We start from the raw sequence: 13,233 nt of genomic DNA, 5'->3' as shown, positions 1-13,233 counted from the left end.
GGGATGCGACGATGAGGCGGGGCTTCCCGGTGCGGCAGACTCGGAGAGCCTGTCGGGCGCCCGGTCGCGGCCGGCCGGCGGGCTCCGAGGGCCGGCGCGACGGGAAGGAGGCTCCAGTGGCCAAGGTGCGGATGCGGGACGTGGCCGAGCACGCCGGGGTGTCGGTGCGGACGGTGTCGAACGTGGTCAACGGCTACTCGCACGTCAGCCCCGACACCCGCGCGAAGGTGCAGCGCTCGCTCGACGAGCTGGGCTACCGCATGGACTACCTGGCCCGCGGCCTGCGTTCGGGCCGCACCGGCTTCATCGCCCTGGCGGTGCCGTTCCTCGCCGAGCCCTACTTCGCCGAACTCGCCCAGGCCGTGATCCGGGCCGCGGGCCGGCGCGGCATCACGGTGCTCGTCGAGTCGACCGCGGGCGACAGCGAGGTGGAGCGGCGGATCATCGAGGGCGGTCTGACCAATGTGGCCGACGGCGTGCTGCTGAGCGCCCTCACGCTGCCGGCCGCCGACGTCGCCGCCAAGAAGCCGGACTTTCCGCTGGTCATGCTGGGCGAGCACAGTGTCGGCGACCAGTTCCCGCGGGTCGGCATCGACAACGTGGCGGCCGCGCGGACGGCCGTGGAGCACCTGCTGGAGCAGGGCTGCCGGTGGATCGTCGCGCTCGGCCGCAACGGCAGCGAGAACGGCCGCCAGCGCACCGAGGGGTACCAGCAGGCGATGTCGGCTGCCCGGGTGCGGCGGGTGAACTGGCTGGTCGTACCCGTGGAGGACTGGACCAGGGAGCAGGGCTACGTGGCCGTGCGCGAGTTGCTGGAGGGTGACGGCCCGCTGCCCGACGCCATCTTCGCCTTCAACGACGCGCTCGCCGTCGGTGCGTTGCGGGCCCTGGACGCCTCCGGGGTGCGGGTGCCCGAGGACGTCGCCGTCGTCGGTATCGACGCCGTCCAGGAGTCCGCCTACACCCACCCGCCACTCACCTCCGTCGCCCCCGACCTCGACGCCATCGCCGAACGTTCACTGGCCCTGCTGGAGGAGCAGATGGCGGCCCCCGGGGGCTCCGAGGAGACCGTGTCGGGCGAGGACGCGCAGGCGGGGGCGGTGGTGGCGGCTCGCCAGGAGGCCACGCCGTACCGGCTGGTCGTCCGCGAGTCCTCGCGCCGGGTGCCCGCGCCGGAGTGACCCCCGAAACGCGACGAGGGCCGGGGACGACTTCTTCCCGGCGGTCTATTGCATCGATGCAAAACGTATGCGAGGGTCTGCGCCATCGAGTTCACATCGAATTAACGAGGTGAATACCCCCATGAGCGGAGCGATGGCGCGCCGACGGTTTCTTGCCCTCGGCGGTGGCCTTGCCCTGACCGGAGGGCTCGCGGCGTGCTCCTCCCCGCTCGTGTCCGGTCTGACGGGCGCGCAACCGAACACGGCGGACGTCGTCTTCTGGAACCTCTTCACCGGCGGCGACGGCGCCAACATGGTGCTGATGGAAAAGGCGTTCCAGAAGGCCGACCCGGGAACGACGGTCGAGGCGACCGTCCTCGGATGGGGCAATCCGTACTACACCAAGCTGGCACTGGCCATCGCGAGCGGCACACCGCCGGACGTCGGCATCACCCACCTCTCGCGGCTTCCCCTGCTGGCCGCCTCCGGCCTGCTGGAGCCGATCGAACGGACCCCTCTCGGAGAACTGGGCGTCACCCAGGACAAGTTCACCCCGGCGGCCTGGAAGAAGGCCACTGTGGACGGCACCGTGTACGCGGTCCCGCTCGACACACACCCCTTCGTCCTCTATTACAACGTGGACATCGCCCGCAAGGCCGGCCTGCTGAACTCCACGGGCGACGATCTCGTGCCCCTCAAGGGCAAGGAGGACTTCGTCGACGCGGTGAAGGCGATGAAGGACGTGGGCGGCGCCCAGTACGGCGCGGCGATGTCGATCACCGCCGACCCGTCCACCGCCTGGCGCTTCTTCAGCATGGTCTACTCCGCCCTCGCCGGCCCGATCGTCACCGACTCCGGAACGAAGATCGCCATCGACGAGGCGGCGCTGCGGGAGACGGTCGCCTTCCTGCAGAGCCTGACCGGCCCGGACCTGATGCCGAAGAACCTCACCGGCGCCGGAGCCAACGCCCTCTTCAGCACCGGCAAGGCCGGCTTCCTCTTCGACGGCGAGTGGCAGATCCCCACGTACCGGCAGGTCAAGGACCTGAGGTTCAACGTCGTGCCGTTCCCGGCGCTGCTCGGCCCGAAGCCGGTGGCGTACGCCGACTCGCACGCGCTGATCCTGCCGCGCAACGACCGCGGCGACGAGACCCGCACCCGCAACGCGGCGAAGTTCGTCAGGAGCCTCCTCGACAGCAGCGCGGTCTGGGCCGAGGGCGGCCACATCCCCGCCTGGCTGCCGACGCAGCGCAGCAGGGCGTTCCTGAACCAGTCGCCGCAACGCAACTACGTCGAGGCCGCGTTCAACGCCCAGTACGACCCGGTGGCCTGGTACACCGGCGCCGGCTCGGACTTCCAGGGCGTGATCGGCGGCACGGTCATCGAGGCGCTCGCCGGGCGGATCACGCCGGGGGGCATGGTGGCCGCGATGCGCTCCGCCCTGAAGCGGTACACCACGTCCCGACCGCCGGTCACGATGAAGTAGGAGGCCGCCACCATGACGACCGTCGTCCAGACGCGACCGGCGCGAGCCGCGTCCCCGGCAGACCTCACCACCGACCGGCCCAACCCTTCCGAACGCCGGGCGGGCAGACTGCTCACCGCCCCCTTCCTCGTGATCTACCTGCTGTTCCTGGTCGGCCCGCTGCTCGTCGGCGTGGTGCTGAGCTTCTTCAACACCACCACCGTCAAGAGCGGCCTCGGGGACTTCGTCGGCCTGTCGAACTATCACGAGGTGCTCACCGACTCCCTCTTCTGGGAGAGCATGTGGCACTCGGTCCTCTTCACGCTGCTGACCACGCCCCCGCTGGTGGTCCTCGCGCTGGGCGTCGCCGTCCTGGCCTCGCGCATCCGGCGCGGCCGGCTCTTCTACCGCATCGCCTTCTTCGTGCCGTACGTCGTGCCGTCCTCCGTGGTCACCCTGGTCTTCCTGTGGATGTACACCCCGCAGATCGGCCTTCTCCCCAAGGTCTTCGACGCCGTCGGACTGCCGGTCCCGGACTTCATCGGCAGCACCTCGGGCGGCTGGACCGCCGTCGTGCTGATGACCGTGTGGTGGACGTTCGGCTTCAACTTCGTCCTCTACACAGCCGCCATCCAGGACGTCCCCGCGGACGTCTACGAGGCGGCGGCGATCGACGGCGCGAGCCCCTGGCAGCAGATCCGCCACATCACGGTCCCGCTGCTCGGCCGGACCACCAGCCTGGTGCTGATCCTCCAGATCCTCGCCTCGCTGAAGGTGTTCGACCAGATCTACCAGCTGCTCGGCGGCGGACCCAGCCAATCCACCCGGCCCGTCATCGAGTACATCTACGACACCGGCTTCACCGCCTACCGAGGTGGCTACGGCGCTGCCGCCACCATGGTGTATTTCGTCATCATCGTCGCGATCTCGGCGGCCTGGTACGGGCTGCGCCGCCGTCGCGCGACCGGCAGCGCGGCCTGAGCGGAGGACCCATGACCACCATCACCCAGCCGCAGATCGCCGACCCGAAGGGCGCCGTCGACGGCGCCAGGCTCTTCAACCGGCTCTGCGCCGTGTGCCTGACCCTGTTCGCCCTGATCTGGCTCGTGCCCTTCGTCTGGGCCCTGATCACCTCGCTGCGCGACGACGCGGCCATCACCCGGAGCCCCACGTCGATCTTCGACGGCGGCTGGTCGCTGCACGCGTACGCCACCGCCTGGGACAACCACCCGATCGGCACCTGGTACCTCAACAGCCTGGTGATCGCGGCACTCGCCGTGATCTTCACGGTCGCTTTCTGCTCCATGGCCGGATTCGCCCTGGCCTTCCTGCGCTTCCGTGGCCGGGCGCTGGTCATGGCCGTCGTCACGGCCGGCCTGATGCTGCCGACCGAGGCGCTGGTGCTGCCCCAGTTCATCGAGTACCGGTCGTTCCACCTGCTCGGCACGTTCTGGGCGCTGGTCCTGCCGTCGGTCGCGGCACCGATCTCGGTCTTCGTCTTCCATGCCTTCTTCCGCGGCATCCCCACGGCGCTGATCGAGGCGGCCCGCATCGACGGCGCGAGCTGGTGGCGGGTCTACGCCACCGTCTGCATGCCGATGTGCCGCCCGGCGGTGTCCACGGTCGCGATCTTCACCTTCATCGGCTCCTGGAACTCCTTCCTGTGGCCGCTGCTGGTCCTCAGCCAGACCAGGTCCCAGACCATCCCGGTCGGTCTCGCCTCACTGGTGGACCCCACCAGCCCGCAGTACGCCGAGATCATGGCGTCCTCGGTCCTCGGCTTCATCCCGCTCGTCGCGGTCTTCCTGGTCTTCCAGCGCCAGATCGTCCAGGGAATCGCCACGACGGGCATCAAGTGACCCTCCCTCGGCATCCGCTCGGTCCGCGTCGCCACGCACTGCACCGAGGCCGACGTCGCTGCCCAGCACATGGCCGCCGGCCGAACCTGCTGATCCCACGCCGGCGGCCGCCTGACCATGGACGGCGTCCGCGATCGCGTCCGGGCCTGTCGCGATGCCCTCGACCCGCACACCGGCATGGGCATGCACGCCCACCACAACCTCGGTCCGGGGGGCGCCAACTCCGTCGTCGCCGTCGAGAACGGCGTCACCCGCGTCGACGTCTCCCTCGCCGGCCAGGGCGCCGGAGCCGGGAACTGCCCGCTGGAGGCGTTCGTCGCGGTCGCTGACCTGATGGGCTGGGGGCACGGCTGTGACCTGTTCCCTCTGATGGACGCGGCCGACGACGTCGTACGTCCCCTGCAGGACCGCGAGGTGCGGGTCGACCGTGAGACGCTCACCCTCGGCTACGCGGGCGTGTACTCCAGCTTCCTTCGGCACGCCGAGGCGGCCGCCCGCCGTCACGGCCTGGACACCCGGGCGATCCTGGTCGAGGTCGGTCGGCGCAAGATGGTCGGCGGCCAGGAGGACATGATCACGGACGTCGCGCTGGACCTCGTGGCGGCCGGCCCCGTCGGTTGACCAGGAACGACCAGCGCGGAGCGCGCAGCCGCCCGACGCAGCCGGTGCGAAGCGCTCAGGCAGCTCGGCCAGGGGCCCGCAGCCAGGCGGTTCCCTCGACGTCCGTGGGTTCCCCGTCCCGACGCGGCCGGCCGCTGCCGGTAACGAGACGCACCGGCGGGCTGGACGACTTGCGGCCCTCCGCTGACGCCGACCAGGCCGAAACTCACCCTCGTCCTTCCGCTGAGCGGTGAGGTGACGGTGAGCACGGTCGTCTCGATCCTTTGACCCTCCGTCACTCCACTACCAAAAGCGAGCCAGAACCTCGTGTCACCGGTGGAGTGGAGTATGTGCGGTGTGACTGTTCGACGTCGTCGAGCAGACCGCCGTGCGCTACCTCCGCGCGGTCCGCCCGCGGTGGCCCGCCTGGTTCAGCTGTGAACTGTGGCGAGCCAGTCGATCAGCAGGCTGTTGACCTCGTCGGGGCGTTCCTGCTGGACCCAGTGGCCGCAGTCGCCCAGGAGGTGGGAGGCGGACAGGGCGGGGAGGGTGGTGGGGTAGGCGTCGATGGCATCGGCCATCCAGGTGGTGGAGGCGTCCAGCGCGCCGCCGACGAACAGGGCGGGTTGTTTGATGGGGGATCCGCGGTAGGGGGCGAGGTCTTCCCAGTCGTGGTCCATGTTGCGGTAGCGGTTGAGGGCGCCGGTCAGGCCGGTGCGCTCGAACTCCCCGGCGTAGACGTCGAGGTCCTCCTCGCTCAGCCAGGCCGGGAGAGGCCCCGCGGGGAAGCGGTCACGTAGTTGGCCGCCGTGGGCGACGAAGTGCGGGTCGGGCTCGCCCCCGCCCGGCATCGTGTCGGCGGACAGGGCCGCGTAGAAGCCTGCGAGCCAGCCCCGGACGTCGGGCTCGATCTCCGCTTCGGCGCGGCCGGGCTCCTGGAAGTAGGAGACGTAGAACTCCTGGTCGGGCCCGCCGATCCGGCCGAAGACGCTGGTGGGGCGGGGGCCGCCGGGCGGCGCGTACGGGACGCTCAGCAAGCCGACCGCAGAGAAGACTCCGGGATGGAGCAGGGCAGAGGTGGCGGCGATGTTGGAGCCCCAGTCGTGGCCGACGACCACCGCGCTTTCCTTGCCGAGAGCACGCACAACGGCAAGGTTGTCCTCCACCAGGTCGAGCATTCGGTAGGCGTCGGACGTGGCGGGCCTGGAGGAACGCCCGTAGCCGCGTACGTCGATCGCCACCGCCCGGTACCCGGCCGCGGCGAGGGCCGGGAGCTGGCGGCGCCAGGAGTACCAGGACTCGGGGAAGCCGTGCACGAGCAGGACCAGCGGGCCGCAGCCCTGCTCGACCAGGTGCAGGCGCCCGGCAGGGCCGTCCACGATGCGGTGGCTGAGTGCGGAGGTCGGCTCGGATCGCATGGGCGGCTTCTCCTCGGTTCGCGGGCGGCCTGCGATTACCCACCGATCATGCGACGCGGCGGCCACACGACGCGATCAGCATTGCCATTCTGGCAAGCTTGCAGGCCATGGCGGTGAAGCGGCACAGCGAAAAGGAACGGGGACGGTGGCAGGAGACAACGTGGCGCAGACGCTGGCGGCGATGGGGCCCCGGCTGCGGGTCGTGCGCGAGCGCCGCGGCGTCACACTCGCCGATGTCAGCCGCGCGACCGGTGTCTCGCCCAGCACGCTGTCACGGATCGAGACCGGCCAACGCAAGCCCACCCTGGAAGTGCTGCTCCAGCTGGCGAACGCATACGGAGTCGCCCTGGACGAGCTGGCCGGCGGCACCGCACCCGCCCCTGCGGCCGGGCCCCGCGGCACGGCGCCGCACAGCTTCGGCGACGACAAGGCGGTGGTGCCACTGACCCGCTACGTCGGCGGCCTGCACGCCCACAAGCATGTCCTGCCTGCCCGTGCGGAGCCGCCGGGGCGGCCCCGGCAGGTGTCCCACGAGGGCTACGAGTGGCTGTGTGTCCTGTACGGGCGGTTGTGGCTCGCACTGGGTGGTCAGGACCTCGTCCTGACTGCCGGGGACGTCGTCGAATTCGACACCCGCGTCCCTCACGGAGTCGCGAACGCCGGATCCGACGGACCGGTCGAATATCTGATCATCTTCGGGCCTCAGGGAGAACGTCTACGACTGCGCACACCCCCAGCAGCCGGTCGCGGGACTGGTGACAGAAAGGCGGCTGAATGAGGAGTGCGACGTATCTCGACGGCGAGGGAGGCGCTCAGTCCAGAGCAGCGATCACTGCCTCAGCCACCACCACTCCTGCCTCCTGGATCCGCTGACGCATGTTCCCTTCGTACAGCCAGGCGCAAGCCTCGATCGATGGGTGGAGTTCGGCGAGGATCAACGCCGCACGCTTCGGTACGTGGGTTTCTTCCCTCCACGTCGTCCCGCAGTGATCGATCTGCTCCTGTAGCTGTAGGAGCGCCGACTCATCGAACCCTTCGTTCATGCGCAGGGGGATCACGAAACGATCCGCCGCCTCTTCCAGACGGCTCACCAAGTCTGTCTCCATATGCGCCTCCGTATCGGCCAGTTCCGCAACGTGGTGGGGCGATCTTCTCGTGGCAGGTGTGATCACGGCGTCACACCTCTCCTGGACGGGTCCGTTCACCGGGCTGAGCCCGCGATGCTTCGGCAATCTGGTGAACGCCATGCGCCGCGCGGGAGCGGACGCGGAGCTGGCGCCGCTGTTCGGAATCTCTCAGTCCGTGGACGCCGATACAGGCTCGTCGTCGGCGGTGGCGATTACCGTGACACTGGCATGGTGATCCCGCACCGTCATGAGCCTGGCCAGGCGGATCTCCCGGCCCGGAACGAGGAGTACAACCGCTCACACCGCAAGGTCCGTGCTCGTCTCGAGCACACCTTCGCCAGCGTGAACAGCTGAAAGATCCTCCGAGACGGCCGGTTGTAGGGAGACGGTGATCATCACGCCATACTTGGCATAGCCCGCCTGCACATCCTCGAGCCCGCCGGAACAGGCCGGAGGCGGCCAGGCCCGATGCTGAACGGTCGGCTCAGTTGATCGATGCGTGGCAGTTTCTCTGTGTCACCGCGAGCCTGCGGCCACGAGGGTCGCTGTGATGGGTCCGAGGTGGGTGATCAGTTCGTCGAGTTCGGCGGGGGACAGGGCGTCGTAGGGCGGGGTGGCGAGTTCGTCAGTGAGGATTTCGATGCGTTGTTTGGTGGCGCGGCCTGCGTCGGTGAAGTGGCCGTCGATGTCGACGAGTCCGCGTTCGCGCAAGCCGTCCATGACCGCGGCCAGGCGCTCTGTGGGCAGGTGATGGATGCGTCCGAACGACTCCGGGGGGTGAATGCCCTGTTCCAGAGCGGAGAGCACGTGGGCCTCCGTGCCGCCGATGCACGCGCCGACGAGCGCGGCGATGTGCCCGTCGCCGCGGTGCTCGCGCAGCATGGTCGCGGAATGCCACAGTCGGGCGACGGGGTCGCTGGGTACCTCAAGACTGCGCATGCCGGCGTACATCACCCGGCCTTCGGTAGGGACGCTCGTCGCGGCCTTGGTGGTCAGGTCCGCGGCGCGCACCAGGCCCGGGGACTCGGCCAGCTCGTCGCCGAGGATGCGCCGTAGGGAGGCCGCGCTGCCCCGCTCCCGTGCGGCGACGGAGGCTTCGGGCGAGATCGTCTCCCAGGCGCTGGGGATGTGCCGTGCGGCTTCCCCGTCGGCGAAATTGTAGAAGGCTGCGTGCACGACTTGGGCCGGTACCCGTCCCAGTGGTGCGGCGCGGCTGGCGAAGTAGCCGTCCCAGTAGGTGCGGTGGCCCAGCGCTGCCAGTTCCTCGTTGCACTCGTCCGCGAGGAAGGTGACCAGGCAGATCGGCTCCAGGAGCTCGAACATGCGACGGGCGATGTGAGTTGTCGGCTGCGGGCGCGTCCTGCCCATCGAGTTCTCCCTTTGTCGGGTGTGCCGACTTGGACCGTCCGGCGCACCGAAACTCATCGGCGACCTACGGGAAGCAGTGCAGACGGGTTGGTGTCTGTGTGGCTGTGTATGCGGGAGCGGATTCAGGTGCAATATGAGGGCAGAAAGGCTGCTCAATCAGCGTCTATGACAAGTCGGATGCCTCGTGGGTGCAAACCAGGCTGCATCGATCGCTCGAGGGCGCGCGCTTCGACGCCCGACAGGACTCGTGGCGTGAGGACCTGGCTGTTGCGGACCAAGGCATCGACGTCGGCGGTCACTTGCTACTGATCAAGGGTTGTGGTCATCGACCGCAAATTCCTCACATCGGATGATCAAGGGTCCCAGACGAATGTCGCGCAGTCCGTGCACTCCTCGAGGTACCGATGACGACACTCGACGGTGTGCCGGAGGAAGGTGATCGCTTGCTGTCTGCTGCGGACCTCACTTTCGAGCGCAGCGATCTTCGCGCGCACGACCTCCTGCGCTGCGGACTTCTTCGGGGACATCGCTGCGGTGACCTCTGACAACGAGAGCCCGACGTGCCGCAGTTTCAGCACGGTTCGTGCCTGCTCAAGGACGTCGTGGTCGTAGAGACGGTAACCGTTCGCGTCCCGGCGCACCGTGAGCGCTCCGACGTGCTCCCAGTGCCGTAGGACATGGGCCTGTACCCCAAGTTGCGCAGCCGCCTCGCCGATCGTTATCGCCATTCCGCCCTTGCCTTGATGTCGACCTGAACCTTTAGCCTCCCCAGCATGCCTGACAGTTCTCCCACCCCGCCTACTCCTGCTTGTTCCCCATCGGTCCTCGTCACCGGCGCGACGGGCAACCTCGGCCGTGAGCTCCTCGCCCGGCTGCATGCGCGCGCAGCAGCTGTGCGGTGCCTCGATCGTCGCCGTGTTGGCCCGCGACCCGGCATCGAGTCGGTGCGCGGTGACCTGATCGACGCCGACTCCGTCCGTGCGGCGCTCGACCTCATCGACACCGTCTTCCTCATATGGCCGCTGCTCGACACCGCCCCCGCCGAGCCTCTGATCGCAGAACTCGCCGCAGTAGCACCGCGCGTCGTCTACCTCTCCTCGACTGCGATCGATGACGCCTCATTTCGCCAAAGCGACCCGATTGTGCAGGTACACGCAGACATGGAACGCCGTCTCCGTGATGCTGGCCTGCATCCCACCGTGCTGCGCAGCGACACGCTGGCGTCCAACACCCGCGGCTGGGCGGCGCAACTGCGCGCAGGCGACGTGGTCAGAGGTCCGGACGTAGCGCGCACAGCAGTCGTGGACGAGGGTGATGTCGCGGCCGCAGCCGCGGAGGTGCTCCTTCGACGCCAGGACGATTCGGATCGCACCCCCTACCTGCTGACCGGGCCCGAGCCGCTCAGCAGGGCCGATCAGGTCGGAATCCTCGGTGCCGCCCTCGGACGAAAGTTGCGTTTCGAGCCAGTCCCCGTGGATGTCGCGCGCGCACGAATGCTCGCGGACGGCCGTCCCGAACGGCTGGTCGATGCCCTCATCACGGCGTCAACGCGGCGACCCGAATCACGCCTTGTCACGGATGATGTCGAGCGCCTGACCGGTAGGCCGGCCCGCTCCTTTGCGCAGTGGGCCATCGACCACAGCACCGAGTTCGGCCCGCGGCCATGACCACACACTTCAGTCAGTCTCTCACCGGTGTGATGACCGCCGAAGATCGCTTCCCCGACAATGTCGAAACTGTCACGGGAAACTGCCCATGAGGCACGCCAACGCTCCACTGACCGTCGAAGGTCGACGCCGACTTGTCGAGCGTTGCCGGACTCGTCCAATAGCGCACGTCGCCGCCGAGATGGGGATCTCTCGCACCTGTGCATCGGAGCTGGTCAACCGCTACTTGCCGCTATGGGGCAATCGGTGCTCGACCGTTCTTCGACACCACACCGTCAACCCGCCGCGACGGACTCTGCAGTCGTGGCCGAATCGCAGACCTTCGGCGCAGCAACAAGTGGTCAGCGTCGCGGATCGCGTTCGAACTCCAAGCTCAGGGCATCACCGTCAGTCGCCGCACAGTGACCCGGCACCTGGCGAGGCCCGGGTTCAACCATCGCAAGTCCGTCGACCCGAGGTCGGCCGAATCCCCGACGGCGGAGGTTGGCGTGTCCACGGCCGCGGGAGCGAGCGGGCCAAGAACGCCGATCGACTGAAGAAGAGCAGACGCGGCGGTTGTGTGTGTCTCCGCTCCGCAGTTGACGGGTTCGGTCGGCTCGCATACACGGAAGCGTTGCCTGATGAGAGGGCAGTCACTGCGATCGTGTTCATGCACTGTGCCCTCGCATGGTTCACCGCCCATGGCATCACCCACATCGAGCATCGAGCGGATCGTCACGGACAACGGAGCGTGCTACCGCCCCGACGCATTTGCCCGAGCGCTGCTCGGGTCACGCCACCGGCGCATCACGCCTGCACGCCACGGCATAACGGCAAGGTGGGGCGCTGGCAACCGGATCGTGGCAGAGGAGTTCCTTTACGCCCACGAATGGAACTCCGCGTGTTGGTCTCCTGCATCTGGTCAGCCCTAGCGGGCACCATGAGCCTTACGTGATCCGTTGTCAGTCCTGGCCTGTTGAGGCGACGAGGTCGAGAAGGCCGGGGAATCGTTGGTTGAGGTCGTCGACCCGAAGGCGGCTGCGCCGCTCCAGTCCGTACTGCCTCTGGTGGATCACGCCCGCTTCGCGCAGGACTTTGAAGTGGTGAGTGAGGCTGGACTTCGGGCGGTTGAAGCCGAACCAGCCGCAGGGATGGTCGAACTCATCGGAGTCCAGCAGGAGCTTACGCGCCACGGTCATGCGTAGCGGGTCGGCGAGCGCACCCATCACGACCTCGAGTCGTAGCGCATCAACGGGCGGCTCTGGCAGGAGCGGCGGCCTCTCGGTCCCGGTTACGGCGTCAGGCATGCGGCCATCCTAGCGAGTTGTACGAGGATTCTCGTACTGCTACGGTCCTGTACGAGTTTTTTCGTACAAAGAGGTCGGCGGTGGCGGTTGTGCATGAGGTCCGGGTGCGGGCTGGAGCGGGATGGCAACTCGTCAGGGCGGCATGGGCGGTGACGGCCGTGTTCGCCCTGTCCAACTCGCCGACTCCGCTGTATGTGTACTGGCAGCGTGAAATGAAATACTCCTCAGGGACCCTGACAGTCGTCTTCGCCGCCTACATCGCGGGTCTGGTGGTGACACTGCTCGTCGCGGGACGCGCGGCCGACCGGTACGGCCGCAAGCGGGTGGTTGTCCCGGGGATCCTGATTGCGTTGGTCTCGGCGTTGCTGTTCATGACTGCCGGGAGCGTCGCGGCCCTGGTCGTGGCGAGGCTGCTCGTCGGCGTGGCGGTCGGGATTGTTGTGTCCGCTGGCATGGCCGCGGTCGTCGACCTCGGTGGGGAGGACCGCCGCCATATGACGTCGATGCTGGCCTCGATCGCTATGGTCTTCGGCGCCGGTCTCGGGCCGCTCCTGGGCGGGATCGTCTACCAGGCCACACCCCGACCGGTCGGGTGGGTCTTCACTGTGAACATCGTGCTGCTGGTCGTCGCCTTGCTCGGGTACATCGGATTGCCGCTCGAACGTCCGTCGGGCCAAGCGTCAGGGTTCTTGTGGCCGCGTCTTCCCCGTGTGCCCGCGCGGAATCGCAGGCAAGTCGCCAGCGGTGCGGCGGTCTTCGCCCCCGGCCTGACCGCCACGTCGTTCGTGCTGTCCCTCGGCCCCTCCCTGCTGATGCTCGCTGTCGGGAACACCTCGCCGCTCCTGGCCGGCGGAGCAGCATGCGTGATGTTCCTCGCCGCCACCGGATCGCAGATCGCCCTCGCCAGGCTTGCCGCGCGTCGCCTGTTCGCCTTGGGGGCTACCAGCACCGTCCTCGCGATGAGCGCCGTCGTGGTCGTTCTCTTCACCAAAAACCCAGCACTCTTCGTCGCCTCGGCCATCCTTGCAGGCAGCGGGCAAGGACTCGGCCAGCTCAGCGGCCTCCGGCTCATCGCCCACCACGTCGAGGGCAATCGGCGCGCCGAGGCCAACGCTGCACTGAACATCAGCGCCTACCTCCCCGCCGCGATCCTCACCGTCGCCACCGGATACGCCGTCAGTGGATGGGGCATTCGCCCCGCGGCCACGGTCCTCGCGGCCACCCTGGCGGCCCTCGGCCTGCTCCTCGGCGTGGCCGCCTACCGCGCCAACGCGCACGAATGA

General features: G+C 68.5%; 12 protein-coding genes and 3 pseudogenes. 10 read left to right on the top strand and 5 right to left on the bottom strand.

What is annotated here, in order from left to right; all coding sequences use genetic code 11:
- Positions 1–116 precede the first annotated feature (116 nt).
- From ACZ3KP_RS21830 to ACZ3KP_RS21810, 5 genes and pseudogenes are all read left to right on the top strand, one after another.
- Positions 117–1,181, top strand: coding sequence for a LacI family DNA-binding transcriptional regulator (locus ACZ3KP_RS21830; RefSeq protein WP_467501330.1), 1,065 nt, complete (start codon positions 117–119; stop codon positions 1,179–1,181).
- 121 nt (positions 1,182–1,302) lie between these two features.
- A complete protein-coding gene (locus ACZ3KP_RS21825) occupies positions 1,303–2,646 on the top strand; it encodes an extracellular solute-binding protein (protein WP_467501329.1) in 1,344 nt (447 codons plus the stop codon).
- A 12-nt stretch (positions 2,647–2,658) separates the two neighbouring features.
- Positions 2,659–3,606, top strand: coding sequence for a carbohydrate ABC transporter permease (locus tag ACZ3KP_RS21820; RefSeq protein ID WP_467501328.1), 948 nt, complete (start codon positions 2,659–2,661; stop codon positions 3,604–3,606).
- Positions 3,607–3,617: 11 nt separating this feature from the next.
- Positions 3,618–4,484 carry a carbohydrate ABC transporter permease gene (locus ACZ3KP_RS21815; RefSeq protein WP_467501327.1) on the top strand — a complete coding sequence of 289 codons (867 nt, stop codon included), beginning with the start codon at positions 3,618–3,620 and terminating at the stop codon, positions 4,482–4,484.
- Positions 4,485–4,487: 3 nt separating this feature from the next.
- Positions 4,488–5,105 (top strand): annotated as a pseudogene (locus ACZ3KP_RS21810) (4-hydroxy-2-oxovalerate aldolase); the annotation flags it as partial.
- A 410-nt stretch (positions 5,106–5,515) separates the two neighbouring features.
- Here ACZ3KP_RS21810 and ACZ3KP_RS21805 read toward each other — a convergent pair.
- On the bottom strand, positions 5,516–6,502 hold the full coding sequence (locus tag ACZ3KP_RS21805) for an alpha/beta hydrolase (protein ID WP_467501326.1): 987 nt from the start codon (positions 6,500–6,502) through the stop codon (positions 5,516–5,518).
- 145 nt (positions 6,503–6,647) lie between these two features.
- Here ACZ3KP_RS21805 and ACZ3KP_RS21800 point away from each other — a divergent pair, with 145 nt between their 5' ends.
- Entirely contained in the window at positions 6,648–7,280 is a 633-nt protein-coding gene (locus tag ACZ3KP_RS21800; RefSeq protein ID WP_467501325.1) for a helix-turn-helix domain-containing protein, read from the top strand.
- Positions 7,281–7,314: 34 nt separating this feature from the next.
- Here ACZ3KP_RS21800 and ACZ3KP_RS21795 read toward each other — a convergent pair whose 3' ends face one another.
- The gene (locus ACZ3KP_RS21795; RefSeq protein ID WP_467501324.1) at positions 7,315–7,593 is read right to left on the bottom strand and encodes a hypothetical protein; all 279 of its coding nucleotides are present in this window, start codon (positions 7,591–7,593) and stop codon (positions 7,315–7,317) included.
- A gap of 64 nt (positions 7,594–7,657) precedes the next feature.
- Here ACZ3KP_RS21795 and ACZ3KP_RS21790 point away from each other — a divergent pair.
- Positions 7,658–8,121: pseudogene (locus tag ACZ3KP_RS21790) on the top strand (hypothetical protein).
- A 24-nt stretch (positions 8,122–8,145) separates the two neighbouring features.
- Here ACZ3KP_RS21790 and ACZ3KP_RS21785 read toward each other — a convergent pair.
- Positions 8,146–8,997: an SCO6745 family protein gene (locus tag ACZ3KP_RS21785; RefSeq protein WP_467501323.1), complete on the bottom strand. Its 852-nt coding sequence runs from the start codon at positions 8,995–8,997 to the stop codon at positions 8,146–8,148.
- Positions 8,998–9,350: 353 nt separating this feature from the next.
- Positions 9,351–9,725: a MerR family transcriptional regulator gene (locus ACZ3KP_RS21780; protein ID WP_467501322.1), complete on the bottom strand. Its 375-nt coding sequence runs from the start codon at positions 9,723–9,725 to the stop codon at positions 9,351–9,353.
- Between the two features lie 45 nt (positions 9,726–9,770).
- Between ACZ3KP_RS21780 and ACZ3KP_RS21775 the strand changes: the two genes are divergently transcribed.
- The gene (locus tag ACZ3KP_RS21775) at positions 9,771–10,664 is read left to right on the top strand and encodes an NAD(P)H-binding protein (RefSeq protein ID WP_467501321.1); all 894 of its coding nucleotides are present in this window, start codon (positions 9,771–9,773) and stop codon (positions 10,662–10,664) included.
- 88 nt (positions 10,665–10,752) lie between these two features.
- A pseudogene (locus ACZ3KP_RS21770) lies at positions 10,753–11,542 on the top strand (helix-turn-helix domain-containing protein); the annotation flags it as partial.
- 63 nt (positions 11,543–11,605) lie between these two features.
- Here the strand turns inward: ACZ3KP_RS21770 and ACZ3KP_RS21765 are convergent.
- Positions 11,606–11,950, bottom strand: a complete 345-nt coding sequence (locus ACZ3KP_RS21765; RefSeq protein ID WP_467501320.1) for an ArsR/SmtB family transcription factor — start codon at positions 11,948–11,950, stop codon at positions 11,606–11,608.
- A gap of 158 nt (positions 11,951–12,108) precedes the next feature.
- Between ACZ3KP_RS21765 and ACZ3KP_RS21760 the strand changes: the two genes are divergently transcribed.
- Positions 12,109–13,233 carry an MFS transporter gene (locus tag ACZ3KP_RS21760; RefSeq protein ID WP_467501319.1) on the top strand — a complete coding sequence of 375 codons (1,125 nt, stop codon included), beginning with the start codon at positions 12,109–12,111 and terminating at the stop codon, positions 13,231–13,233.

Source organism: Streptomyces sp. NPDC020958, from assembly GCF_055562175.1.
The sequence above is the reverse complement of the archived record's forward strand: the minus strand, read 5'-3'. Positions and strand labels throughout refer to the sequence as shown.